The sequence below is a fragment of the Methylococcus sp. ANG genome, from assembly GCF_040730495.1.
Classification (GTDB): Bacteria; Pseudomonadota; Gammaproteobacteria; order Methylococcales; family Methylococcaceae; genus Methylococcus.
In genome coordinates, this window is the sequence record NZ_CP160399.1 from 1,104,357 (window position 1) to 1,129,488 (window position 25,132).

General features: G+C 63.5%; 25 protein-coding genes and 1 other RNA gene. 7 read left to right on the forward strand and 19 right to left on the reverse strand.

Translation table 11 applies throughout. The features are described 5' to 3' along the window. Position 1: 1 nt before the first annotated feature. From rnpB to ABZN20_RS05110, 3 genes are all read right to left on the reverse strand, one after another. Positions 2–360: RNase P RNA component class A (gene rnpB / locus ABZN20_RS05100), an RNA gene on the reverse strand. 98 nt (positions 361–458) lie between these two features. Further along, positions 459–2,510 (reverse strand): alkaline phosphatase, encoded by a 2,052-nt coding sequence (locus ABZN20_RS05105; protein WP_255556418.1) that lies wholly within the window; start codon positions 2,508–2,510, stop codon positions 459–461. Positions 2,511–2,634: 124 nt separating this feature from the next. Further along, positions 2,635–3,216 carry a hypothetical protein gene (locus tag ABZN20_RS05110; RefSeq protein WP_367026970.1) on the reverse strand — a complete coding sequence of 194 codons (582 nt, stop codon included), beginning with the start codon at positions 3,214–3,216 and terminating at the stop codon, positions 2,635–2,637. A 300-nt stretch (positions 3,217–3,516) separates the two neighbouring features. Between ABZN20_RS05110 and ABZN20_RS05115 the strand changes: the two genes are divergently transcribed. The 4 genes from ABZN20_RS05115 to ABZN20_RS05130 all read left to right on the forward strand — a co-directional run bounded on the left by ABZN20_RS05115 (position 3,517) and on the right by ABZN20_RS05130 (position 6,173). Continuing rightward, positions 3,517–3,708, forward strand: a complete 192-nt coding sequence (locus ABZN20_RS05115) for a hypothetical protein (protein WP_367026971.1) — start codon at positions 3,517–3,519, stop codon at positions 3,706–3,708. Between the two features lie 72 nt (positions 3,709–3,780). Beyond that, positions 3,781–4,296, forward strand: coding sequence for a helix-turn-helix domain-containing protein (locus ABZN20_RS05120; RefSeq protein WP_367025613.1), 516 nt, complete (start codon positions 3,781–3,783; stop codon positions 4,294–4,296). Positions 4,297–4,322: 26 nt separating this feature from the next. Beyond that, on the forward strand, positions 4,323–4,715 hold the full coding sequence (locus ABZN20_RS05125; RefSeq protein ID WP_367025614.1) for a transposase family protein: 393 nt from the start codon (positions 4,323–4,325) through the stop codon (positions 4,713–4,715). Between the two features lie 114 nt (positions 4,716–4,829). After that, positions 4,830–6,173 (forward strand): phospholipid carrier-dependent glycosyltransferase, encoded by a 1,344-nt coding sequence (locus ABZN20_RS05130; protein WP_367026972.1) that lies wholly within the window; start codon positions 4,830–4,832, stop codon positions 6,171–6,173. Between the two features lie 10 nt (positions 6,174–6,183). Here ABZN20_RS05130 and ABZN20_RS05135 read toward each other — a convergent pair whose 3' ends face one another. The 4 genes from ABZN20_RS05135 to uvrB all read right to left on the reverse strand — a co-directional run bounded on the left by ABZN20_RS05135 (position 6,184) and on the right by uvrB (position 10,436). Continuing rightward, positions 6,184–7,146: a glycosyltransferase family 2 protein gene (locus tag ABZN20_RS05135; RefSeq protein ID WP_367026973.1), complete on the reverse strand. Its 963-nt coding sequence runs from the start codon at positions 7,144–7,146 to the stop codon at positions 6,184–6,186. Between the two features lie 20 nt (positions 7,147–7,166). Next, positions 7,167–7,658 (reverse strand): GtrA family protein, encoded by a 492-nt coding sequence (locus tag ABZN20_RS05140; RefSeq protein ID WP_367026974.1) that lies wholly within the window; start codon positions 7,656–7,658, stop codon positions 7,167–7,169. 77 nt (positions 7,659–7,735) lie between these two features. After that, positions 7,736–8,077 (reverse strand): hypothetical protein, encoded by a 342-nt coding sequence (locus ABZN20_RS05145; RefSeq protein WP_367026975.1) that lies wholly within the window; start codon positions 8,075–8,077, stop codon positions 7,736–7,738. Positions 8,078–8,354: 277 nt separating this feature from the next. Continuing rightward, positions 8,355–10,436: an excinuclease ABC subunit UvrB gene (gene uvrB, locus ABZN20_RS05150; RefSeq protein WP_367026976.1), complete on the reverse strand. Its 2,082-nt coding sequence runs from the start codon at positions 10,434–10,436 to the stop codon at positions 8,355–8,357. Between the two features lie 183 nt (positions 10,437–10,619). On the opposite strand from uvrB, the gene ABZN20_RS05155 reads away from it, so the two are divergent. Beyond that, entirely contained in the window at positions 10,620–11,801 is a 1,182-nt protein-coding gene (locus tag ABZN20_RS05155) for a pyridoxal phosphate-dependent aminotransferase (RefSeq protein ID WP_218806655.1), read from the forward strand. A 49-nt stretch (positions 11,802–11,850) separates the two neighbouring features. Here ABZN20_RS05155 and galU read toward each other — a convergent pair whose 3' ends face one another. From galU to tsaB, 8 genes are all read right to left on the reverse strand, one after another. Beyond that, positions 11,851–12,729: a UTP--glucose-1-phosphate uridylyltransferase GalU gene (gene galU / locus ABZN20_RS05160; RefSeq protein WP_367026977.1), complete on the reverse strand. Its 879-nt coding sequence runs from the start codon at positions 12,727–12,729 to the stop codon at positions 11,851–11,853. A gap of 6 nt (positions 12,730–12,735) precedes the next feature. Beyond that, positions 12,736–13,347: an adenylyl-sulfate kinase gene (gene cysC / locus ABZN20_RS05165; protein WP_218806653.1), complete on the reverse strand. Its 612-nt coding sequence runs from the start codon at positions 13,345–13,347 to the stop codon at positions 12,736–12,738. Positions 13,348–13,422: 75 nt separating this feature from the next. After that, a complete protein-coding gene (gene rluB / locus ABZN20_RS05170) occupies positions 13,423–14,355 on the reverse strand; it encodes a 23S rRNA pseudouridine(2605) synthase RluB (RefSeq protein WP_367026978.1) in 933 nt (310 codons plus the stop codon). Beyond that, the gene (scpB, locus tag ABZN20_RS05175; RefSeq protein WP_367027537.1) at positions 14,279–14,884 is read right to left on the reverse strand and encodes an SMC-Scp complex subunit ScpB; all 606 of its coding nucleotides are present in this window, start codon (positions 14,882–14,884) and stop codon (positions 14,279–14,281) included. The genes rluB and scpB overlap by 77 nt, the downstream gene beginning before the upstream one ends. A 1-nt stretch (position 14,885) precedes the next feature. Then, on the reverse strand, positions 14,886–15,701 hold the full coding sequence (locus ABZN20_RS05180) for a segregation and condensation protein A (RefSeq protein WP_367026979.1): 816 nt from the start codon (positions 15,699–15,701) through the stop codon (positions 14,886–14,888). Next, positions 15,698–16,363: a site-2 protease family protein gene (locus ABZN20_RS05185; RefSeq protein WP_367026980.1), complete on the reverse strand. Its 666-nt coding sequence runs from the start codon at positions 16,361–16,363 to the stop codon at positions 15,698–15,700. The genes ABZN20_RS05180 and ABZN20_RS05185 overlap by 4 nt, the downstream gene beginning before the upstream one ends. Positions 16,364–16,403: 40 nt before the next feature. Beyond that, positions 16,404–17,027, reverse strand: a complete 624-nt coding sequence (locus ABZN20_RS05190) for an L-threonylcarbamoyladenylate synthase (RefSeq protein WP_218806649.1) — start codon at positions 17,025–17,027, stop codon at positions 16,404–16,406. Positions 17,028–17,095: 68 nt separating this feature from the next. Then, on the reverse strand, positions 17,096–17,782 hold the full coding sequence (gene tsaB, locus ABZN20_RS05195) for a tRNA (adenosine(37)-N6)-threonylcarbamoyltransferase complex dimerization subunit type 1 TsaB (protein WP_367026981.1): 687 nt from the start codon (positions 17,780–17,782) through the stop codon (positions 17,096–17,098). 141 nt (positions 17,783–17,923) lie between these two features. On the opposite strand from tsaB, the gene ABZN20_RS05200 reads away from it, so the two are divergent. Together ABZN20_RS05200 and ABZN20_RS05205 are read left to right on the forward strand one after the other, a co-directional pair. Beyond that, on the forward strand, positions 17,924–18,670 hold the full coding sequence (locus tag ABZN20_RS05200; RefSeq protein WP_367026982.1) for a HesA/MoeB/ThiF family protein: 747 nt from the start codon (positions 17,924–17,926) through the stop codon (positions 18,668–18,670). A gap of 22 nt (positions 18,671–18,692) precedes the next feature. Beyond that, positions 18,693–19,751 (forward strand): PA0069 family radical SAM protein, encoded by a 1,059-nt coding sequence (locus tag ABZN20_RS05205; protein ID WP_367026983.1) that lies wholly within the window; start codon positions 18,693–18,695, stop codon positions 19,749–19,751. A gap of 19 nt (positions 19,752–19,770) precedes the next feature. Here the strand turns inward: ABZN20_RS05205 and ABZN20_RS05210 are convergent, their stop codons facing one another. The 4 genes from ABZN20_RS05210 to ABZN20_RS05225 all read right to left on the reverse strand — a co-directional run bounded on the left by ABZN20_RS05210 (position 19,771) and on the right by ABZN20_RS05225 (position 24,476). Beyond that, positions 19,771–20,466 (reverse strand): response regulator, encoded by a 696-nt coding sequence (locus tag ABZN20_RS05210; protein WP_367026984.1) that lies wholly within the window; start codon positions 20,464–20,466, stop codon positions 19,771–19,773. Between the two features lie 3 nt (positions 20,467–20,469). Beyond that, positions 20,470–23,202, reverse strand: a complete 2,733-nt coding sequence (locus ABZN20_RS05215) for a sensor histidine kinase KdpD (RefSeq protein WP_367026985.1) — start codon at positions 23,200–23,202, stop codon at positions 20,470–20,472. Between the two features lie 99 nt (positions 23,203–23,301). Continuing rightward, positions 23,302–24,312: a magnesium and cobalt transport protein CorA gene (locus ABZN20_RS05220; RefSeq protein ID WP_255556410.1), complete on the reverse strand. Its 1,011-nt coding sequence runs from the start codon at positions 24,310–24,312 to the stop codon at positions 23,302–23,304. Continuing rightward, positions 24,291–24,476 carry a hypothetical protein gene (locus ABZN20_RS05225; RefSeq protein ID WP_367026986.1) on the reverse strand — a complete coding sequence of 62 codons (186 nt, stop codon included), beginning with the start codon at positions 24,474–24,476 and terminating at the stop codon, positions 24,291–24,293. The genes ABZN20_RS05220 and ABZN20_RS05225 overlap by 22 nt, the downstream gene beginning before the upstream one ends. Positions 24,477–25,132 lie beyond the last annotated feature (656 nt).

A 25,132-nucleotide genomic window follows, 5' to 3' on the forward strand; every position in this document is an offset into this window, starting at 1 on the left:
AAAAAGGAGTCGGCCGATAAGCCGGGTTCTGTCGTGGACAGCCATTCATCTGGGACGTACGTCACCGCACGCCTCGAGCGACCTACCCGGGAGCCGTGCGGGCCGCACGTCTGGGCGAACCCAATGCCCCCCTATTTGGTCTTGCTCCGGATGGGGTTTACCCTGCCGCTTGGCGTTACCGCAAGCGCGGTGCGCTCTTACCGCACCATTTCACCCTTACCCCGGACGAACCGGGGCGGTATATTTTCTGTGGCACTTTCCGTAGGCTCGCGCCCCCCAGGCGTTACCTGGCACCCTGCCCTGTGGAGCCCGGACTTTCCTCCATCCCCTTGAGGGAACAGCGGCTGTCTGGCCGACTCCGCGCCTATTATAACGCCGGTACGGACCGCCGGCTCGTTTTGAAACGGCCCCGGGGGAACCCGTCCCCCGGCATCCGTGGGCTTAAGCCCCTGTCCCGGCTATTTGCAGTTGGTCGCCGCTGCGGAACCGGGACCGACGCCGCCCACCGTGGCCTGCGCCAATTGGAAGAACACGTCGGTATTGTCCATGGTGCCGCCCATCAACGCTGCGCCGCGGCCGCAGGCCGAAAGCGGGATGTCGTTGCCGGTGTGGGCCGCAACGGCATCCGGAATCTGCCCGGTGACCAGGAAATTGCCGGCGGTATCGCGCTCCATCGGGCTCCCCGGATAGGCACTCAAGGGAGCCACGCCATTGCCCGGCTGCTGGCTGTCGCGCAACGGCTGCGCATTCGTGCGCCAGTCCTCGTAACGGTCGGCGTTGGCCGCGTAGCCGATCAGCATCTTCTTGTCCGGATCGGTGTCGCTGGGGTAGCCGTCGGTTCCGGAAATGGGATAGTGCGGAAAACCCGCCGCCTCGTAAGTGCCGACGACTCCGTTCCGGACCTGGGCAGCCCCCCCACCCGTCGCAATCCGGGTCTGCAGTTCATCGTCGGTGACGCGCGAGCCGCCGATGACCGCCACCCCGGCGCACTCGTGGTCGGCGGTGACCAGAACCAGGGTGCCGGGATGGGTCCGGGCGTACTCCTTGGCCACGCCGATGGCTTTGTCGAACTCGATCGTATCGAGAATGAAGCGCTCGGTGTCCATGTTATGGGCCTGTTTGTCGATAGACGCCGCCTCCACCATCAGCACGAAGCCCTTCGGGCTGTTGGCGTCGAGCACTTGCAGCGCCTTTTCGGTCATTTCTTCCAGCATCGGCTGATCCGGGAAGCCGTAGTCATCCACCACGGTGGAAGTGCCGCGACGCTTGCCCAGCTTGTCGAGGGCCACGTTCATGTTGGACAGCGAGAACAGGCCCAGCAGCGGCTGATTCGCGCCCGCGGCACTGAGGCTCCCGGTGTCGTACGCATAGTTCCAGCCGGCGGCCTGGAAGTCGCCAATCAGATCGCGGCCCGCATCCAGGGCCCCCGGCGCCGAACCCCAGCCGGCGACGATGTCGGCGGGCAGTTCGTAATCGCTGCTGTTGCTGCGGGCGGAGCCGTTGAAGCTCGCCACACCGCCCGCGTCGCCGCAGCCGGCTTCGCCGCCGTTGCAGGCGGTCGGATTGGGCAGGAACCACTTGCGGCCGCCCCCCATCAGCACGGTCAGGCCGGTGTTCGCCCTGTCGTCGAAGAACTGATCGACGATGCCGGTGCCGGCCCCACGGTTCTGGGTGTGGACCGCCATGGACGCCGGCGTGGCGTCGAATACGTCCGCCGTGGTGACGATGCCCAGTTTCTTGCCCTGGGCGCGGGCCAGGAACTCGGACAGGTATTCGACCCGCGGGTTGTCGAAATTCGCCGTGGTGTCGTCCGGGAAGACGCCTTCCTGATTGTTGTTGGCCTTGTTGCCGGTCACGTAGTTCTGCATGCCGGGGGCCGAGTCGGTCACGATGGAATTGAGGGATGGGGTCATGATATTGGCAGTGACCGGAAAGGTGTCCATCGCCAGCTTGCCCTTGACCTTACCCTGCGCCACGCCGTACTGCATGATGCGGGCCGCGGTGCGGTGGCCCGAGCCCATGCCATCGCCGAGCATGATGATGACGTTCTTGACCTTCACACCGCCCCACGTGATGGGGACGATTTCGAAATTCCCGGTGGCGGTCACCGTCTGCTTGTCGCTTTGGGTGGCGGTCACGGTCAGCGTGCGGATACCGGCCTTGAAATTCGAGTAGCCGCGTACCGAGGCGGCCACGGCGTTCGGGCTCGTCGCGGTGATGGCAGTGGCTGGAACCATGCTGGTCTTGCCACCGGCGGAGGGCGTCACCGTGGCCACGGTCTTGCCGTCGACCTTGAATACGACCGAGGTGATGGTCTGGCCGGCGTCGGGACGGACGGTGGCCTGCAGGTCGAATTTCTGCCCGACGATGAAGCGCGAAACGACAGGGTCGACGCTGCCCGTCCTGAACAATTCACTGGGCGGCGTAAGACGCGATATCGCGGGGGCTGCGTAGGCGTTGGCGGAAATCGCCGAGGCTACCGCGAGAGCGGTCAACGATATACGGCTCAAGGATTTACCAAGTCTCATTGGGGGAACTCCGGTAGTAAGGGAGGTTTTTCAGGGTCTTTGCTGCACACACGCCGGAGCCCGATTCCGTTCAGGCCCCGCTGCTCTCGAGCCAAGCACGCGCCCTTCAGTGGTGATGGGCATGCTCCACGGCGCCCGGCTCCAGGAAGACCGGCACCGTGTTGCCGGGTGCCTTGATCGAGCCGGCGCCGTCAAGATTCAGGCGCGCGTAAGAAACGCGCCCGTTCCGCTCCTCGCGGCTGCCCAGTTCCAGCGTCCCCGTCAACGTCCAGGCGCCGGGACGGTAAGCCAGTATCTTGTTCGCGTTCTCGCCGTCGGCGTGCGCGAACAGCGTGGCCGGCGGCAGATAATCGGCCGGACCATCCGCCAATTCGGCCAGGGTGACGGGGACAGGCGTCAGCATGACGAGGCCCGGAAAAGGCTCTTCCTCCTTGACGAGGTAGCCTTGGACGCGAACCCGCTTGCCCGCGAGCCCGCGGAGCTTGTCCGTAGGCTCGAGTCCCCGCGGTCCTACGGGCAGCTTGAAGAACTCGGACAGCCGCAGCTCGGCGGCCGGAACGGCTTGCGGAGCGGATGCCGCAGCGCGCGATGCGTCGTTCGCAGGCTGGCTCGCACATCCGGCCACCAAGGCCAAGAGCAGCAGAACGCCGCATTGCGCCGGCCTGGGCCGGTCTTCGAGATTTTTCATGCTCCACCGAATCGGGAAATTCAGACACGGATGCCGACACGCGCATTGCATCGGGCACCCTTCCAGCGACGGGAGCCTAGGGAATGAAAGTTATGTTGGTGTGACGTTCCCGTGACGGTTCGGTGGCGATTCCCCGAAAAACGGCGCCGTCCGCGGCCTTGCGCATGACGAGCGGACAAGGCCGGCGGCGTCCGCCCGACCGCTTGCGCACGCATCACCCGCCTCTAGGAGTCTGTCGGACTTTCAGCCCGTCGATCGGTAAAATAAGCTTTTACTGAATGAGTAGTAGGAAAGGGTCGTATGAGCCGGTTCATTCTGGTTGATCGGGAATCGGAACATGACGCAACAGATCGACGATATCCTGTCCGGGTTCGTCCCGGCACGCGCTTCGACCACCGCGCGGTCGACGGCCTTTATTTCGAACTGGAGGGCGGGGTCGAATATATGACCAAACCCGTGGTGCTCAACGAACGCGATACCAAAAGGTATTAGAGTTGCTTCCGTTGAAATAAATGGATTTGTTGTGGTATAAAACAATTAACAACAATCGAATGATGTCAGCCAATGATTTTTGAAAAGTTCATGGAAGAAACCAGTGAGCGTACCGTCAGAGCCCTGATCGGAATGAGTAAGGCGCAATTCGCCAAGCTTTGCCCTATCTTTGAGGAGGCTCATGCGGAGATTCAGCAAGAACGCGTTCAGCAAGGCGAAATAAAACGGGTACCCAAAGGTGGCCATGTGGGCTATCTCGATCGGATAGATAAGAAGCTGTTCTTCATTTTGCATTACCTCAAGACCTACTGTACCTTCGATGTCCTGGGCTTTCATTTTGGCTTCAGCTCGGGACACGCGCATCGCCATGTGGCGCAACTTCTGCCCGTGTTACGGCGCAGCCTGGCGAAACTTGATCTGCTGCCCGAGCGGGAGCTGACGACCCCGGGAGAGATGATGAAGCTGATTGAAAAACATGGAGATATCATCATTGACGGGGTGGAATGCAGTTGCGTCAGGCCGCAGGATGACGATCAGCAGAAAGCCCACTATAGCGGTAAAAAAAACGCCATACGGTTAAAACCCTAGTCATTTCGACCCTGGCACGGCAAATTTTGTTCGTTGGAAGTATCGTGGCCGGCAGTGTTCATGATTATGCGCTGATGAAGCGATGGTTCGATCCTGCCTTATCATGGTTTGACGGTGCCGATGTCTGGTTGGATTTGGGGTTCTTGGGGGCCGCTTCCGATTATGGGAATAAAGCCAGAATTCACCTGCCTCATAAGAAACCCAGAGCCTCCAAGAACAATCCTCATCCCGCGTTGGCAGATCAACAAAGGCGCGAGAACAAAAAGCAAGCGCGAACTCGCATCTCCGTCGAACACTCCATTGGAGGAATGAAGACCTTTCATTGCTTGATGCATCGCATTAGAAACCGACTCAGTCTATTCATAGATAGCTTTTTCGGGCTTGGCGCTGGCCTTTGGAATCTAAAAATTTCTTTGTAATCATGCGGTTATCATCGGAAACAACTCTATTATGTCAACGTGGGGTACCGCTGGGATCTCTGATCCCGCCGCACCCATAACCCCAGACAACCACCATCGATGAACAGCAGCGCAATGACGACCGCATTCGCAGGGAATTCCACTTCATTGGGTCAAGTAAACAAGGACACCGGTTTTTTCGGCAGCTTCCTGGCGGACAAAAAGATTCTCACCTTGTTCGCCGCCATCCTCCTGTTCGGATTTTTCACGAAAATCGCCCGCCTCGAATACCCGCGGGACTTTTATTTCGACGAGGTATACCACGGATTCACCGCGACCGTCGTCCTGCACGGCGACCGGAGCGCCTACGACCCCTGGGCGAAACCGCCGCCGGGCAAGGCGTATGAATGGACGCACCCGCCCTTGTCCAAGCTGATCATGGCCGGAATGATGTCGGTTTTCGGCGAGGACGCCTTCGGCTGGCGCGTCGGCTCGGTCATTTTCGGCACCTTCGCCACCATTGCCGCCGCCGCGCTGGCTTTCGAGCTGTTCGGCTCCCTTCCCGTCGCCGTCCTGACCGCTGCGCTGATGAGCCTCGACGGCCTCCTCCTCAGCCAGTCCCGCATCGCGATGAACGATATTTACTTCATCTTTTTCATGCTGACGGCCTTGATCGGCTACGTCCGCTGGAAAGGCAACGAAACCTCGATCCGCTGGCTGTATTTCACCGGAACGGCACTTGGCCTTGCGCTCGCGACCAAATGGACCACGCTCTACGTATTCCTGGTCCTGGCCGTCGATCTGGGTGTAACGGCGATCCGTGACCGGCGCCTCCCTCCCCTGGCGGCCTGCCTCAACATGCCCGTCGCGCTGGGCCTCCTGCCCATCGCGATCTATCTGTCGTCCTACCTGCAGTATTTCGCTCTGGGCTACCGCTGGCCGGAATTCCTCGAACTGTTCCGCCAGATGTGGTTCTACCATACCGGACTGAAAGCCACCCATGCCGCCCATTCGCAGCCCTGGCAGTGGATCCTCAATCTCCGTCCGGTATGGATGTACGTCGATTATTCGGTGCCCGGAAAAATCGCCAACATTTACAACCTGGGAAACTCGGTGATTTTCTATGGCGGGCTTTACGCCGTTGCCGCCGCGATCCTCAAGAAGGAATGGTACCGGAGCTGGCCCGTGGCGTTCATGATTCTGGTCTATTTCATGCTCTGGCTGCCGTGGACCATTTCGCCCAGGATCATGTTTTTCTATCACTATGCGCCGGCGGTGCCGATACTGTGCATCATTCTCGCCCGCTGGCTCGGCGGCAATCTGGCCGCCCGGGACAAAACCGACCGAATCACGGCGAAACTCATCCTGGCGGCGGCATTTCTGTGGTTCGTCGTGTTCTATCCCGACAACACCGCCATACACGTTCCGCAGGGTTTTGCCGACGCCGTATACTTTTTGGTTCCGGGATGGAAAAACTAAAAGGACAGGGTCAGCCGACCGGTTCCTGGTCGTCGCGCGCGACGACCTCCTGGATGAAATAGCGAGGCCTGCGCTTGGTTTCCAGGTAGATCTTGCCGAGGTATTCGCCGATGACGCCGAGGCTCAGCAGTTGAATGCCGCCAAGCAGGCTCATCGGCAACAGGATCGACGACCAGCCGGGCACGGCCTCGCCGGCGACGAACCGGACCCACAGCACCCAGCAAACCACCAGGAAGCTGACGGCGGAAATGAGAAAGCCCAGGAAGGTAATGACTCGCAGCGGAAATACCGAAAACGACGTGACGCCCTGAAGGGCGAGACCCAGCATTTTCCGCAAAGGATATTTGGACTCCCCGGCGATGCGCTCCGCCCGATCGTAATAGACGGTCGCGGTGTTGAATCCGAGCTTCGGTATGATCCCGCGCAGGAACAGATTGACCTCGCCGAACTCCCTGAGGGCATCGATGGCGCGCCGGCTCATCAAGCGATAGTCGGCGTGATTGAACACCACCTCCACCCCCATCAGCGCCAGGATTCGGTAATACCATTCGGCGGCCCAGCGCTTGAATAACGAATCCGACTTCCGGCTCTTGCGAACCCCGTAGACGATGTCGGCCCCGGCGGCGTGGGCGTCGAGCATGGACTCGATGGCGGCCAGATCGTCCTGCAGATCGGCGTCGATGCTTATGAGGCAATCCCCTCTCGCATGCATCAAGCCGGCGAGCAGCGCGCTTTGATGCCCCTGGTTTCGGGACAGCTTCATCCCCCGCACGAAACCATAGGTCTCCGCCAGGCCGCGAATGGTCTGCCAGCTTGCATCCCGGCTGCCGTCATCGACGAAATACACCCGCGAATCCGGGCCGATTTTTCCTTTGTCTTGGAGGTCCTCCAGCAGGACGGCCAGCCGTCTTGCGGTTTCAGGCAACGCTTCTTCTTCATTGAAGCAGGGCACGACGATACCGAGTGTGCGCATAGCGAATCCATTTTGTCATGTCAGGCGGATTTTCGGACCGGCGGCGCATACGTCCACTTGAGGCTGCCGACGAAATTCCAGAACAGTACGGCGACGGTCGCCGCAATCTGGGACCAGAGATAAGGGAAAGGCGTATAAGTGATTCCGAGGTGAACGATGGCTCCGTTCAACAGCAACCCCATGCCGGCCGTGACGGAAAACCGGAGCGCCGCGACTCGGTGGCTGTTCTTGGCCCTGAACGTCAGTTTGTAATTCAGCCAGTAGTTTACAAGGGCACTCGCCGTGAAACCCAGCGAAGAGGCGAAGGTCACCTGCCACTGCCAGAGGCTGACCAGCGCGACGAGCATCGCATATTGCAAAGCGGTGGCCAGACCGCCCACGAACACGAAACGGAAGAATTTTTTCAGCAGACTTGCTTTGGGCATACTCGTTAAGGTCGCACAGATACCCGGGTTCGGGAAGTTCCCAAGGAGGCTTTGCGGCAACACCCGAAGCGTCTTGAGTGCCGGCATGCGGAAGCTGGAACGGCCCACCCCGGCGCCGGGGTGGGCCGACAAGGCGATTCAACCCCGATTATCGCCAGCGACCGCTATTTGCACTGCGGGACTCGCTTCACCGAACGGACCGCCGTCTGGCCCTGGACTTCCACCGTGCAGGGTACCGCCCCGTCGGCCAAGGGGACCTTCGCCAGCCATTGGCCGCGCACGTCGGCGAACACCTCGGCGATCGCTGCGTCCGTCGCACCATCCGCCAGCGTGATGGGATCGGCAACCAGCGCTTCGCGTTCGGACTTGCTCAACTGTCCGTCGAACTTGATGCGTCCCGACAGGATGAGTTCGCCCTGATCGGCCAGCCATTGCGCCTTCTGGATGACCAGCGCCCGGATCGAATCGACAGCGGGCACGTCGATGGGGATTGCCTGCACGGTCACGTTGGTCCACCGCGGATCGGAGGACTCGCACTCGTGGCCCGTATGATCCAGGGGACCGCCTGGAAGCCCAGGTCATAGGTCTTGCCCGCATCTTCGGCCTTGGGCGTCCAGGTGAGTGTGGCGACCTGCTCGCGGCTCTCGGCGTCGAACGCGTGGGTCGGTTTCGCTGTCGAGTTCCGGACGACGATGCGTTATGCCGTCTTCCCGTTCGGTTCCGATCCCGGCCGTTTCCCGGTCGGCGATTCCGCGTCCCGGATGAACGGAGGCGTAACAACCATCACGCCATCAGCGCACTCTCCCGGATCCGCTGAATCTCGTCGCGCAGCCTGGCCGCTTCCTCGAACTCCAGGTCGCGGGCATGTGCGTACATTTTCTCTTCGAGCTGCTTGATGAGCCAGGCCGCTTCCGCCGGCTTGGCCACCTTGTACTCGGAGCCGGGTTCGGCGGCGCGGGCCGCCTGCTTTCGCGACCCCACGGCGCCGCCGCCCGGAATGGGCACCTCCAGGATGTCCGTCACGGACTTGGTGATGCCCCTGGGGGTCAGGCCATGCCTTTCATTGTAGGCGATCTGTTTGGCACGGCGGCGCTCGGTCTCGCCGATGGCCTGCTGCATCGACTGCGTCACCTTGTCGGCATACAGGATCGCCTTGCCGTGCAGGTTGCGGGCGGCCCGGCCGATGGTCTGGATCAGCGACACCACCGAGCGCAGGAACCCTTCCTTGTCGGCGTCGAGGATGGCCACCAGCGACACCTCCGGAATGTCGAGACCTTCGCGCAGCAGGTTGATGCCCACCAGCACGTCGAATTTGCCGAGCCGGAGATCGCGGATGATCTCCACCCGCTCCACCGTGTCCACGTCGGAATGCAGGTAGCGCACGGCGACGTCGTGTTCCATCAGGTATTCGGTGAGGTCCTCGGCCATGCGCTTGGTCAGCGTGGTCACCAGCACGCGCTCGCCCTTTTGTACCCGGAGCCGGATCTCCGACAGCAGATCGTCGACCTGGGTCGACGCCGGCCGGACCTCGACTTCCGGATCGACCAGGCCGGTGGGGCGCACGACCTGCTCCACCGCCGCGCCGGCGTGGGCGCGCTCATAGGGGCCCGGCGTCGCGGACACGTAGATGCGCTGCGGCGCCCGCAGCTCGAATTCCTCGAATTTCAACGGCCGGTTGTCGAGCGCCGAAGGCAGGCGGAAGCCGTACTCCACCAGCGTTTCCTTGCGGGATCGGTCGCCCCGGTACATCGCGCCCAGTTGCGGGATGGTGACATGGCTTTCGTCGATGACGACCAGTGCATCGTCCGGCAAGTAATCGAACAGGGTCGGCGGCGGTTCTCCCGGCGCCCGGCCCGACAGGAAACGCGAGTAGTTTTCGATGCCCGAGCAATAGCCGACTTCCAGGATGATCTCGATGTCGAACAGGGTCCGCTGCTCCAGGCGCTGGGCTTCCACCAGCTTGTGCTGGCTGCGGAGATGCTCGAGCCGGTCTTTCAGTTCCACCTTGATCTCTTCCACCGCCTGCAGCAGCTTTTCCCGCGGCGTGACGTAATGGGTCTTGGGATAGACGGTGTAGCGGGCGATGCGGGAGAGGATTTCCCCGGTCAGCGGATCGAACAGCGAGAGCCGCTCGATCTCGTCGTCGAACAGCTCGACCCGCAGCGCCTCCCGCTCCGACTCGGCCGGGTAGATGTCGATCACGTCGCCCCGGACCCGGTAGGTGCCGCGCCGCAGCTCGGCTTCGTTGCGGGTGTACTGGAGCTCGGCCAGCCGCCGGATCAGGCTGCGCTGGTCGATCATGTCGCCGCGCACCAGGTGCAGCACCATCTCGAAATACGAAGCCGGCTCGCCCAGACCGTAGATCGAGGACACCGTGGCGACGATGATGGTGTCGTGCCGCTCGATCAGCGCCTTGGTCGCCGACAGCCGCATCTGCTCGATGTGCTCGTTCAGCGAGGAGTCCTTTTCGATGTAGGTGTCGGAGGCGGGCACATAGGCCTCCGGCTGGTAATAGTCGTAATAGGAAACGAAGTATTCCACCGAATTCTCGGGGAAGAATTCCTTCATCTCGCCGTAAAGCTGCGCCGCCAGCGTCTTGTTGGGCGCCAGAATCAGGGTCGGGCGCTGAACCTGGGAAATCACGTTGGCGATGGTGAAAGTCTTGCCCGAGCCGGTCACGCCGAGCAGGGTCTGGTGCAGCTCGCCGTCGTTCAACCCCTCGACCAGGCGCCGGATGGCCTCCGGCTGATCGCCGGACGGCGCATATCCGCTCCGCAGCGTGAACGGTTTCGATTTCTGTCCGCGCGGCAGTTTCGAGCTTTCCTCGGCCGGCTGGGCGAGGCAATGACCGCTTCCAGGCAACATGGCGTATTCAAACCTCCGGGAGGAAAGTCACTGAAAGGAGAGTTTTCAAGGATATCCGAACCCGGCGCGGCGGGAACCGACACCCTATCGGTAATGACAAATTTTCGGCCCGTGGAGAGTTCAAGGAAAGCCGGCTAACCGGTAACATAACGCCTCGATTTTTCCAGCCAATTCGCGAAACTGATGAGCATACAACTTTCCGACCGCGTCCAGTCCATCAAGCCGTCCCCGACCCTCGCCGTCACCGCCCGCGCCGCGGCGATGCGCGCCGCCGGCAAGGACATCGTCGGACTGGGCGCCGGCGAACCGGATTTCGACACGCCGGACCATATCAAGCAGGCGGCCATCCAGGCCATCGAAAAGGGCTTCACCAAATATACGGCGGTCGATGGAACGCCCGGCCTCAAACAGGCGATCCAGGCGAAATTCAAACGCGAAAACGGGCTGGATTACGCGCTCAAGCAGATTCTGGTGTCCTGCGGCGGCAAGCAGAGTTTCTACAATCTGGCCCAGGCCCTGCTCAACCCCGGCGACGAGGTCGTCATCCCGGCGCCTTACTGGGTGTCCTATCCGGACATGGTGCTGCTGGCCGGCGCCGTCCCGGTGATCGTCGAGGCGGGGCAAGATCAGGCATTCAAGATCACCCCGGCGCAACTGGAAGCCTCGCTGACGGCCAGGACCCGGCTGTTCGTGATCAACAGTCCGTCCAACCCCACCGGCATGGCCTACACCGCGGACGAGCTGGCTGGCCTCGGCGAAGTGCTGCGGCGGTTCCCCGAGGTCGTCATCGCCACCGACGACATGTACGAGCATATCCTCTGGGAAGGCGAATTCAGCAACATCCTTAACGTCTGCCCGGAGCTCTACGACCGGACCGTGGTGCTGAACGGCGTATCCAAAGCCTACTCGATGACCGGCTGGCGCATCGGCTACGCGGCGGGACCCGAGCGGCTGATCGAAGCCATGACCAACATCCAGTCGCAGAGCACGTCCAATCCCACCTCGATCTCGCAGGTCGCGGCCGAAACCGCGCTCAACGGCGAGCAGGGCTTCATCGCCGCCATGGTCAAGGCGTTCAAGGAAAGGCACGACTTCGTGATCGGCAGGCTGAACGCCATTCCCGGCGTCGACTGCCTGAAAACCCACGGCACGTTCTATGTGCTGCCGAATGTCGAAGCGGCGATGGCAAGCCTGAATCTGGCGGACGACCTGGCGCTGTCCGAATACCTGATCGAACAGGGCGGCGTGGCCGTGGTACCGGGCTCTGCCTTCGGCGCACCGGGCCACATCCGCCTGTCCATCGCCACCAGCATGGCCAATCTGGAAAAGGCGATGGAACGCCTGGCGGCCACCCTGTCCAAATGAACGAGAGGCATTGCCGGGGCCTTCCCCGGCAATGCCCTGCCTCGCGTCTTTAGAGCTGCAGGCTCCGCAGATAGGCCTCGAAGCCTGCCCGCAACTCGGCATGCTGCAGGCCCTGCTCCACCGTGGCGATGAGATAGCCGAGCTTCGATCCGCAGTCGTAGCGCTTGCCGTTGAATTCGTAGGCCAGCACCGTCTGTTCGTTCAGCAGCATGGCGATGGCGTCGGTGAGCTGGATTTCGCCGCCCGCGCCGCGCGAGACATTGGCCAGCTTGTCGAAGATCGCCGGCGTGAGGATGTAGCGCCCCACCACGGCCTGGTTCGACGGCGCGTTCTCGGGCCTCGGCTTTTCCACGATCGCTTCGACCTTGTCCAGCCCGGCCTCGATCGGACTGGTCTTCACGATGCCGTAGCTGTGGGTTTCGCTGGGATCGATGCGCTCGATGCCCAGCACCGAGCATTGCCATTTGTCGAACACCCTGACCATCTGTGACAAGCAGCCGCCGTGGTTGTCGCCGTCGATCAGATCGTCGGCGAGCAGCACCGCGAACGGCTGGTTGCCGATGACCGCCTTGGCGCAGGCGACGGCATGCCCCAGGCCCAATGCTTCGGCTTGGCGGATGTAGATGCAGGTGACGTGCGGCGGGATGATGTTCCGGACGATGTTCAGGATGTCGTCCTTGTTGCGCGCCGCCAGTTCGGTCTCGAGCTCATAGGCCTTGTCGAAATGGTCCATGATCGCATTCTTGCTGCGGCCGGTGATGAAGACCATCTCGTCGATGCCGGCCGCCACGGCTTCTTCGACCGCGTATTGGATCAACGGCTTGTCCACCACCGGCAGCATTTCCTTCGGGCTGGCCTTGGTGGCGGGCAGAAAGCGGGTCCCCAGCCCCGCGACCGGGAAAACGGCTTTTCTGATGACTTTTGCCATGATGTCCTACCTTGTCGTTTTCAGATTGATCTTTCCGTTCGTCTCGAGATATTCGAGGATTTGCCCGGCGCAGTCGTCCAGGCCGTGCTCGCCCGTCCGCACCGTGATCTCCGGCTGCAACGGCGCTTCGTAGGGTGACGAAATCCCGGTGAACTCCGGAATCTCACCGCTCCTGGCCTTGCGGTACAGCCCCTTGACGTCGCGCTGCTCGCAGACTTCGAGCGGTGTATCGCAGAAGATTTCGACGAAGTCGCCGGGTTCGACCAGCGCCCGGACCAGGTCGCGGTCGCGGCGGAAGGGCGAGATGAAGGCGGTCAGGGCGATCACGCCGGCATCGACGAACAGCTTGCTCATTTCGCCGATGCGGCGGATGTTCTCGCACCTGTCCTCGGCGCTGAACCCCAGATCCGAGCACAAGCCGTGGCGGACGTTGTCACCGTCGAAGACATAAGTCTTGCAGCCCTGCTCGAACAGAAGCTGCTCGACCCGGTGAGCCAGGGTTGATTTGCCGGCGCCGGACAGCCCGGTGAACCAGAGGATGAAGCTCTTGTGGCCGTTCTGCCGTTCGCGCTGGCCGCGGACCACGGTGGATTGATGCCAAACGATATGGGTGTTCATCGAATACGTCCTTCTCCCGGATCCGGAATGCTCTCCTCGCCGCCTCGGCAGCGCTGGGGCCGCATCATACCTGCTTCACCGCCTCCCAGAAAGCTGGCGCCGGCGGTTGCGCGGCCCACCTTCCCGGCCCCGCGCTTCGCCGCCGAAGCGGCGCTTCGGCGGCGTTTCCGGTGTCACCGGCGGCAGTCCCACGGAACGCAGCAGGCCGTCCAGAGCCTCCCCTTCCAGCTCCACGGAGGCGCCGGCGCGCAGCCGCGGCGGCAGGACGATGTCGCCGTAGCGCACCCGGATGAGGCGGCTCACCACCAGGTTCTGCGACTCCCACAGGCGCCGCACCAGCCGGTTGCGCCCCTCCCGGACCACCACGTGGAACCAGCGGTTCGCGCCCTCGCCCCCCGCCTCGGCGACCGATTCGAAGCGCGCCGGACCGTCTTCGAGCTGCACCCCGTTGATCAGCCTTTCGATGACGGCCTCGCTGACCGTCCCCAGGATGCGCACGGCGTACTCGCGCTCGACTTCGCGGGAAGGGTGCATCAGACGATGGGCCAGTTCGCCGTTGTTGGTCACGAGGATCAGTCCCTGGGTGTTGACGTCCAGACGTCCGACAGCGACCCAGCGCCCCAGCTCCAGGCGCGGCAATTGCGAGAAGATCACCGGACGGCCTTCCGGATCGCGCCGGCTGACCAGTTCGCCCACCGGCTTGTGGTACAGCAGCACCCGCGTGGCCACCTGCAGGCGCTTTTCGAGATTGACCAGATGGCCGTTCAGCATGACCTGATCGCCCCTGCGGTAGCGGTCGCCCAGATGCGCGGGACGGCGGTTGATGAAGACCTTGCCCTCGCGGATCCAGCCTTCGATCTCCCGCCGGGACCCGAAACCGGCGTGCGCCAGTGCCTTCTGGATGCGCTCGCCCTCGCCGGCCTCGGCCGTCTCATGCGTCGGCGCCGACTGGGCCGGGCGGTTCCTCGGGCGGATGGGTTTGGTCGGTTTGCGCGGCGGCAAGGACATTTTCTAACTCCGGTGATGCGGCGAATTCCGGCAGGGCCGGCAAATCCGCCAGGGATTCGAGATTGAAATAATCGAGAAACTGGGGCGTGGTGGCAAACAGCGCCGGGCGGCCGGGAACGTCGCGATGGCCGACCACGGTCACCCACTCCCGCTCGGTGAGCGTCCGGATGATGCCGGAGCTGACCGCGACGCCCCGAATCTCTTCGATCTGGCCGCGCGTCACCGGTTGCCGGTAGGCGATGATCGCCAGGGTCTCCAGCAGGGCGCGGGAATAGCGGCCGGGCCGCTCCTCGAACAGCCTGGAAATCCACGGCGCATAGGCGGCGCGGACCTGGAACCGGTAGCCGCTGGCCACCTTGCGAAGCTCCAGCGGCCGCTCCGAGTATTCCTCCGCCAGGGTCTCCAGCGCCTGCCGGATGTCCTCCGCGGCGGGACGCTCGCCCTCGCCGAACAGAGCCTCCAGCTCGGCCAGAGAGAGCGGCCTTTGCGCCGCGAACAGCGCAGCCTCGACGATGGCTTTGAGGTCCAACTCAGTCACCGCCGGCGACGACCAGGGAGCGCACCCGCACGGCGCCGAGGGGCTCGTCCTGGATGATTTCGATCAGCCGCTCCTTGCTCAGCTCCAGCACGGCCAGCAGCGACACCACCGCGCCCGGCCGCCCTTCGTGCTGCGGGAACAGGGCTTCGAAAGCCAGCGTCGCATCGCCGGCCAGGCGTTCGAGAATCAGGCTCATGCGCTCGCGCACCGACAGCGCTTCCCGGCGGATGTGATGATGGCTGGTGTGGTTCAGGCGTTTCAGGACGTCCTGGAACGCCGACAGCAGATCGTTCATGGCGATGCTCGGATAGACCTTAGGCACCGGAATGTCATCGCTCGCCGCCCCGGTTTCGAACAGGTCGCGCTCCAGGCGGGGAAACTGGTCCAGCCGTTCCGCCGCGGCCTTGAAACGCTCGTATTCCTGCAGGCGCCGCACGAGTTCGGCGCGCGGGTCCTCCTCCTCGGCTTCCGTCTCCTTCGGCCGGGGCAGCAGCACCCGGGACTTGATCTCGGCCAGGATCGCGGCCATCAGCAGGTACTCCGCCGCCAGCTCCATCCGCATGATGTCCATCATCTCGATGTAGCCGATGTACTGGCGGGTGATCTCGGCGATCGGGATGTCGAGGATGTCGAAATTCTGCTTGCGGATCAGATACAACAGCAGATCGAGCGGACCCTCGAAGGATTCGAGAAAGATTTCCAGCGCGTCCGGCGGAATGTACAGATCCTCCGGCAACTGGCTGACCGGCGCGCCCCTGACCAGCGCGACCGGTTCCATGGCTTCCGAAACGGGCGCCGTCCCGGTCATGCGCCTCCGGCCAGGCCGACGACGGTGTAGATCAGATGCTGTACCAGCAGCAGCGGCCCGACCATGATGCGCCCCAAAATGTTCGTATAGATCAGGATCAGCAGTATCCAGAAGCCGTAGGGCTCGATCCGGCTGTACTGGATCGCCGCCCGCAGCGGCAGGAGGGTCGAGACGACCCGGCTGCCGTCCAGCGGCGGAATCGGCAACAGATTCAGCACCATCAGCACGCTGTTGATGGCGATTCCGGCCTTCCCCATCAGCCCCAGGGGCAGAGCCACGTAGTCCAGGCTCTCGGGCAGCTCCATGGCCAGCCGCAGCAGGATCGCCCATCCCAGGGCCATCACCAGGTTGGCCCCGGGTCCGGCCACCGCCACCAGGGCCATGTCCCGCCGAGGATGGCGCAGCCGTCCCCAGTCCACCGGCACCGGCTTGGCCCAGCCGAAGATGAAGCCGCCGAAAGCCAGCAGGAGACCCGGCACCAGGATGGTCCCGACCGGGTCGATGTGCCGCAGCGGATTCAGCGAAAGGCGGCCGAGGCTCTTGGCGGTATTGTCGCCCAGCCTGCTGGCGGCCCAGCCGTGCGCTACCTCGTGGAGGGTGATCGCGAACAGCACCGGCAACAGCCAGACACTGAAACGCTGAACCAAAGTAAGATCATCCATCGTGTGATTAGGCCCGAAAGTGAAGAAGGGACGAAAAAGGCTAGGCGCGCAGGAAGCCGACGCTGCCCTTGCCCTGGCGAACGACGACCGGGAACTCGCCGGTCAGATCGACGATCGTGGTTTCCGCGAAGGGTATGACTCCGGCGGCAAGGATCAGTTCTACCCGCGAACCCACCTGGTCCCGGATGTCCTCGGGATCGCCGAGGCCTTCGGTTTCGCCGGGCAGGATCAGGGTCGAGCTGAACAAGGGTTCGTCCAGTTCGGCCACCAGCAACTGCGAAACGGCGTTGTCGGGCAAGCGGATCCCGATGGTCTTGCGCTTGGGATGCTGGAGGCGGCGCGGCACCTCGCGCGTGGCCTGCAGCAGGAAGGTATAGGGCCCCGGCGTCAAGGTCTTGATCAGACGGAAAGCTTCGTTGTTGATCCTGGCGAAAGCCGAAACCTGCGAAAGATCGCGGCAGATCAGGGTGAAGTTGTGTTCTTCATCCAATTGGCGGATGTTGCGGATGCGCTCCAGGGCATCCTTGCAGTCCAGTTGGCAGCCGAAGGCGTAAGACGAATCGGTCGGATAGACGATCAGCCCCCCCTGGCGGACGATCTCCGCGGCCCGGCGGATCAACCGCTGCTGCGGCGTCTGGGGATGCACCTCGAAATATTGCGCCATGCCGCTAGTGTACTACAGGAGCCGCGGCAGCCGATACGCGGCCAGCGGGCCTCGAACCCCGCCCCAACTCACGGCTTCGACTTCCTGGCGACATCGTCCCGGAGGTAAACCGGCAGCGCCTGCTCCGCCGGGACGCCCCCCCCCACGGCGTGAATCCTGGCGCCCAGGCGTGCGACCGCCGCGGCGCGGGGGAAGCGGCCGCTCGAGACCGAGGCCAGGCGCCTGCCGGCCAGGCCGCTCAGGCAGGCCTGGTAGGTGGCCCAGCCGCTGCCGGTTCCAATGCCAGCACCGTCCGCCGGCGAAAAATCCGCCTGGCCGGGCGGCAGGACACGCTCCTGCCCTCGCAACTCGGGGTAGCCTTCCACATCCCGGCGGTAGACGGCGAAATAGACCTCCGCCATCCGCGCGTCGATACACGGAAACGCGTACTCGCAGCCCTTCTCGGCCATCGCCTCGTCCGCCAGGGCGGCCAGGGTCGAGACCGGCGCGACCGGAAGATCCAGCGCGAAGGCGATGCCCTGCGCCACCCCCGCGGCGATGCGGACCCCCGTGAACGAACCCGGCCCGCGCCCGAAAGCCACGGCATCCACCTGCCCCAGCGCGATGCCGGCTTCCGCGAGCAGCGATTCCAGCATGGGCAGGATCAGCCGGTTGTGCTCCCTGGGCGCCACCTGGTAGCGCTCCAGGATGGCGCCGTCCTGGTAAAGCGCAGCCGAGCAGGCTTCGGTCGCGGTTTCGATGGCGAGTACGATCATGGCTCTGATACTTTGACTTTTCTGCGGTGGCGACCGGCCAGTTTAACCCACCGGCACGACCAGGCCCGAACGAACCTGGACGACACCGCAAGGCGCCGCAGCCGCTATAATCGCGAATCCGCGACAGCCCGAACTCTCCCGATGGACGACGCTCAACTCCTTCGCTACAGCCGCCAGATCATGCTTCCCGAGGTCGACGCCGAAGGCCAGGACCGGCTGCTCGGCGCCAGCGCGCTCATCGTGGGACTGGGCGGACTGGGCTCGCCGGCGGCGATGTACCTGGCCGCAGCCGGCGTGGGCAAGCTGGTCGTGAGCGATTTCGACACCGTCGATCTCTCCAACCTCCAGCGCCAGATCGCTTTCGATACCGCGGACATCGGCCGGGGCAAGGCCGAAGCCTGCACCGGCCGGCTGCGGCGGATGAACCCGGACGTGCGGATCGAGCCGGTTTCCGAACGCCTTTCCGCATCGGCCCTCGAGGAATGGGCCGGCGCGGTCGACGTGGTTCTGGACTGCTCGGACAATTTCGCGACACGGTTCGCTGTCAACGCGGCCTGCGTGGCGACCCGCACCCCCCTGGTATCGGGCGCCGCGATCCGCTTCGAGGGGCAGCTCGCCGTATTCACGCCGGGCGATGGCGTGAACCCTTGCTACAACTGCCTCTATCCCCAGGGCGGCGAGCTGGACGGAAGCTGCGCCCGCAACGGCGTCGTCGCGGCCCTGCCCGGCGTCATCGGCAGCATGCAGGCCCTGGAAGCCATCAAACTGCTTTTGGGTCTTCCCACCGTCCGCAGCAACCGCCTCGTCGTGTTCGACGCACTGCGGCTGGAATGGCACGAAGTCGGGCTGGGGCGGAATCCTTCCTGCCCGACCTGCGGCCAGCGGTGAGCCGTACGGGAGCGCCCGGCTCGTGAAACCCGGCACTCCGCGCCACGGCCGCGGCGCCGTCAGCAACGAGACTTCCCGTTTCTCTGCGACGACCCGGGAAGCGGTGGACGACGGCTGGTTTCCGGAAGAGCCCTCGGCGCTGGCGACTCAGGTCAGCACGGAACACTCGCGTTCCATCATCGCCCGCAACCAGTCGCCCGACATCCCTTTCGAACAGTCGCTGAACCCCTACCGCGGCTGCGAGCATGGCTGCATCTATTGCTATGCCCGGCCCAGCCATGCCTATGTGGGGCTGTCGCCGGGGCTGGACTTCGAAACCCGGCTGTTCGCCAAGCCCGACGCGCCGACCCTGCTCGAGAAGGAGCTGGCCCATCCCGGGTACCGGTGCTCGCCCCTCGCCCTGGGCGCCAACACCGATCCCTACCAGCCGATCGAGCGCGAATGGCGGATCACCCGGCAGGTTCTGGAAGTCCTGCAGCGCGCCCGCCACCCGGTGACGATCACCACCAAATCCGCCCTGATCGAGCGCGACCTGGACATCCTCGGCGAGATGGCGGCGGCGGGGCTGGCCAACGTGCAGGTCTCCATCACCACGTTGGACAAGACCCTGGCGCTGAAACTCGAACCCCGCGCCTCGGCCCCGCACCGGCGGCTGGTGACGGTCGCGCGCCTGGCCGCAGCCGGGGTGCCGGTGAAGGTGATGATCGCCCCGATCATCCCGTGGCTCACGGATAGCGAGATGGAGCGGATCGTGGAGAAGGCGGCGGAGCAGGGAGCGGTGTCCGCCGGCTACATCCTGCTGCGGCTGCCGCGGGAAGTCGAATCCCTGTTCGCGGAATGGCTGGACGCCCATTACCCGCTGAAAGCCGCCCACACCCTCAGCCTGGTCGCACTCGCCCACGGCGGCAAGATTTATGATTCCGGCTTCGGCCGGCGCCAGGTCGGCAGCGGCGAATACGCGGGTCTCCTCGCCCGCCGCTACCGCCTGGCCCTGAAACGCCATGGTCTGGCTGCCGAACTGCCCGGCCTGGTCGGTGGCCTTTTCACGCCGCCGGGACAGCGGCAACTGGAGCTGTTTTAGACTTCTACCCCCGGTATTTTCAAATTTTCAGGCGGTATCCCACCCCCGACTCCGTGATCAGATACTCCGGCTTGGCCGGATCGGTTTCGAGTTTTTGCCGAAGCTGGCTCATGTAGATACGGAGGTAATGCGAATCCTCGACATGCGACGGCCCCCAGACCTCCACCAGCAACTGGCGGTGGGTCAGCACCTTGCCCGCGTGGCGCGCCAGCGCGGCGAGCAGACGGTATTCGGTGGGGGTCAGGCGTATCTCCCGCTCGCCGACAGTCACGGTGCGCCGAAGCAGGTCGATCCGCAATCCGCCGCTGGCATATCCGTGGTCCGGGGAATTCGCGGCGCCGGTTGCCGAATGCCGGAGGGCCACACGTATTCTGGCAATGAGTTCGCCGATGCCGAACGGCTTGGTCAGGTAGTCGTCGGCGCCGGCATCCAGGGCTTCGATCTTGTGCTCTTCCGTACTGCGGGCCGAAAGCACGATGATCGGCAGCATCGTCCACTCCCGCAGCGCCTTGACGACCTCGACACCATCCATGTCCGGCAATCCGAGGTCGAGAATGACGACTTCCGGCTTGCGCATCCCGGCCTCGATGATGCCGCGGTTGCCGGTATCGGCTTCGAACACCTGAAAACCGTGGCTGCGCAGGCTGGTACGCAGGAACCGCCGCATCTGCGGATCGTCCTCGATGACCACGACGACGGGATTCGGTCCGGACACGGGCTACTCCGCCGGCTCGGCTTCCGGTTCGATCCGGGGCGGCGACTCCCGCAGGGGCAGGACGATCGTGAATACCGCCCCGCCCCCGGCCCGGTTCCTGGCGCGGATGTAGCCGCCATGCGCTTCCACGATCGCCCGGCAGATGGCGAGTCCCAGGCCGACACCGCTTTGCGGCCCTTCGTGGTGGACCCGGTAGAATTTTTCGAAGATCAGCTCCTCCTGGCCTTTGGGAATTCCGGGCCCGCGGTCGGCAACCGTGATCGTCATCGTGAACGGCGTGGCCTCGGCGGCAATCTCGATGGGACTGTTTTCCGGCGTGTAGCGGATGGCGTTTTCCAGCAGGTTGGCCAGCACCTGCTCCAGCATCACCGAATCCACGTAGACGAACGGCGTTTCCGGCGGCAGGCGCACCGTCACCGAACGCTGTTCGAGCTGCTTCTGCAGGCGCGTCAGCACGGTGCCGACGATTTCCTCCAGGATGTGCCACTGCAGATGGAGCTTGACCACCCCGGCGTCGAACCAGGCCATGTCCAGGATATTGTTCACCAGGCTGGCCATGCGGCGGGCCTCGTCGTAGATCGCCCGGCTGAGCTCCCGCCGGTCCTCCGGCTCCAGGGCGTAGTCGCCTTCGACCAGGGTGCTCGCCGAGCCCACGATCGTCGCGAGCGGGGTGCGCAGATCGTGGGAGATCGAGCTGAGCAAGGAATTGCGCAGGCGTTCGGATTCCATCTGCACCTGGTTGACGCGGGCCTGTTCGGCGAGCCGGACCCGCTCGATCGCCTGCACGATCAGGTTGACGAAGGTTTGCAGGAGCTTTTGCTGCTCCGGCAGGAAAACCCGGCGCAGGTTGGCCGGCGCCAAGACCAGCACGCCGATGGTCTTTTCGGCGCCGGTCAAAGGGATGTAGACGCCGCTGGCGCCCGGCAGCGTGTTGGTGCCCTGCCCGGCCATTTCGTTGTGGTCGAACACCCATTGGGCCACGCTCATGTCGATGCCCGGCAAGGATTCCTCGGCGAGCGGGGAGACCGGGTAGCCGATCCTACCGTTTTCGTCAGGGAACAGCAGCACGCTGCGCCCGCCGAATTCGATCCCGATCTGGCGTACCGCGATCTGAACGATCTCGGCCTCGCTCCGACTCGCCGCCAGTTCCTTGCTCATGGCGTACAGGACGGTCGCCCGGCGTTCCCGGTGGGAAGCGACCTTGGCCTGGGAGCGGACGTTCGCCATCAGGTTGGCGATCACCAGGGCGACACTGAGCATCACGGCGAAGGTGAACAAATACTGGGTGTCGGCGACCGAAAAGGTATGGTAAGGCACCACGAAGAAGAAATCGAAGGCGAGGACGCCGAGTACGGAAGCCAGGATGGACGGCCCGCGCCCATAACGGGTCGCCACGAAGATGACGCCGAGCAGATACACCATCACCAGGTTGGTCAGCTCGAACCGGCCGAACATCGCCTTCGCCATCAGCGTGCACAGGAGCGTCGCCGCCGCCGCGCCCAGGTAACCCCGGTATGCCGCCGCGCGTCCGCGCTCGGGTTTGACGCTCAGCCCCGGCAGCGGCGCCGGCAGAGGCCCGCGTCCACGGTCCTCCCCCTGCGGGCTGCCCAGCAGATAGACGTTGATGTTGTGAGCCTCGGCAACGATCGTGTCCACCACCGAACCCAGCAGCCAGCGCCGCCAGCCGCGCCGCTGCGGCTTGCCCATGACGATCTTGGTGACGTTGCGTTCCTTGGCGAAATCGATGACGGCCTCGCTCATGTCCGGCGCGCTCAGGGTGACGGTCTCGGCGCCGAGCTGCTCCGCCAGACGCAGCATGCGCAGCACCGCGTCGCGCCGCTCCGCCGGAAGGCGCTGCAGGGGCGGGGTCTCCACGTAGGCCACGAGCCATTCCGCTCGCAGACTGGTCGCCAGCCGCTTGCCGGCGCGGATCAGCCGTTCCGCCATCGGGTTGGGGCCGATACAGACCAGGATGCGCTCGCCGACCTGCCAGACCTCCCGGATGGTATGGTCCTCGCGGTAGTCCCGCATCTGGGCGTCGACCCGGTCGGCGGTCTGGCGCAAGGCCAGTTCGCGCAGCGCGATGAGGTTGCCCTTGCGGAAGAAATTCTCCGCCGCCAGCTCCGCCTGCTGGGGTATGTAGACCTTGCCTTCCTTGAGACGGACCAGCAGTTCGTCCGGCGGCAAGTCGATCAGCTCGACTTCATCCGCGGCTTCGAACACCGTGTCCGGCACGGTTTCCCACACCCGGATGCCCGAGATTTGGCCGACGTCGTCGTTGAGACTCTCCAGATGCTGGACGTTGAGGGTGGTATAGACGTCGATGCCGGCGCGCAGCAGCTCTTCCACGTCCTGCCAGCGCTTGGGGTGGCGCGAACCGGCGGCGTTGGTATGCGCCAGTTCGTCGACCAGAATCACCGAAGGCCGGCGTTTGAGAGCGCCGTCGAGATCGAACTCGCCGACCACCGTGCCGCGGTATTCGACCGTCCGTACCGGCAGCACCTCCAGCCCTTCGAGGAGTGCCGCGGTCTCCTTGCGGCCGTGGGTCTCCACCAGTCCGACCACGACGTCGACACCCTCGGCGCGCCGCTCCCGTGCCGCCTGCAGCATCGAATAGGTCTTGCCTACCCCCGCCGCGGCGCCGAAGAAAATCTTGAGCCGGCCCCGCCGCGCCCTGGCCTGCTCACGCTCGACCCTGGCGAGCAGGGCATCGGGATCCGGGCGCTCCGCGGCCATCGGCGACGCTACCGCCCGCAACCGTCGGCGGCACGCATTCCGGGCATGCCCGACACCGCCCTCATCCCCATATGCCCGCCGCAATTCCACCCTGCAACGTCACAACCAGCCCGCATGCTTCAGCCTCCGGTAAAGAATCGCACAACCTACGGTCACGATGGCCAGCATGGCGGGATAGCTGTATTCCCACTCCAGCTCGGGCATATATTTGAAATTGACCCCGTAGAGGCTGAACACCATGGTTGGGACCGCCAGGATGGCGCCCCAGCCGGCCAGGCGTTTGACCACTTCGTTCTGCCTCACGGTGACCAAGGTCAGGTGGACCTGCATGGCCGATGTCAGCATCTCCCGCATCCGGTCGGCGGCCTGATCGATGCGCTTGACGTGGTCGGAAATGTCCCGGAAATAGAACCGCATTTCCTTGGGAAACAGGTCCGCATGGAAATGCGTCAACTGGCTGCAGATGTCGAGCAGCGGTTCGGCGGCGCCCCGAACCAGGAGCAGCTCCCGTTTCAGCGTATAGAGCTGCTCCTGGGTCCGGCGGCTGAACTGGTGGTTGAAGACGTCGCCCTCCAGACGTTCGAACCGTTCCTGCAGTCCGTCCACGACCGGGCCGTAGCCGTCCACGATGAAATCCATGATGGCGTACACCGCAAAACCCGGCCCTGTGGCAAGCGAGCGGGGCAGATTCTCGCAGCGTTCCCGGACCTTCTGATAACTGAACGGCGAACCATGCCGAATCGAAACCAGGAAACGCGGGCCGATGAACAAATGGGTTTCGCCGAACTGGACGGCGTCGTCCACCAATTGAGCGGTTTGCAGCACCAGGAACAGCGAATCGCCATACTCTTCCAGTTTCGGGCGCTGGTGCGCCGAGCATGCGTCCTCTATTGCCAGCTCGTGCAGTCCGAATTCCTGCTGGATTTTTCCCAGCATGCCCATGTCCGGCTCGCGCAGGCCCAGCCAGATGAAGGTGTCATCCTGTTTCAGGATCTCGCTGATGTCGTCGATGGCGATCTCACCGACCCGCCGCCCCTGCTTATAGGCGATGCAATTCACCACCGTCGCCGCGGACTCGGCCTCCGAACTCAGATCAAACGCTCCGCGCAACGCGCCAGAATCTCGGCCTGCGGCGTAGCCGTCCTCGCCGGCAGGTCCGGCAGCCACCGCTGATGGACCCGCAAACCCGCCTCCGACATCAGCAACACCTCGATGTCCGTGACAGAGCTGATATGCAGAATCAGGTGCAGCCACAGAGAGTTCGTCGACTTCACGCATATTTTCGGCCTCGGACAGCGATCGCTGATGAATTTTGCCAGAGATTCAAGGCCTTCGGAGGTGTTGTCGAACCTCGCGGACCAACGCATTTCCCCCTGCACCTGGTTGACGACGATCCATTCGTTGTTTTCGGTAGCGACGATCCCGAGATAACTTCGGTCTGACATGAGCTTTACGGGTGGTTGGAAAGAGCGACACCTTAACCCATCGCTTCTAAGACCGGCGTAAAAATAGCCGAAACCGAGGTAAAAAATCTGTAAATTTTGCGCTGATTGGATCGCCCGGATTTTGAAAACGCTTAGATCATAGCGTTGCCTTATACCTATGATGCCCGACGCCAAGGGCAACCTGCATCCAGGTTCTGGCGGATGCTGGACCCAACAGGGGCATACCCAAAGGGTCACTCTCGTCTTCACCCCATACTGGAAGTGAAGGGAGAGTCAATGTTCCTTGATGATCGGCTAACGAAATATTGACTGTCTGACCTAGCGAATCAGCAGCACAATAAAGCGTCTCTTCAAACTCTACAATTCCGAAAACTTTCCGCACAGTTATTTCCTTTCCAGCCAACGTCTAAACATTTATCCGTCGTACGCAACCGTGGGTATCCTGGACTTTAGATTCGGCCCTGGGCGCATGACGGATAAATGTC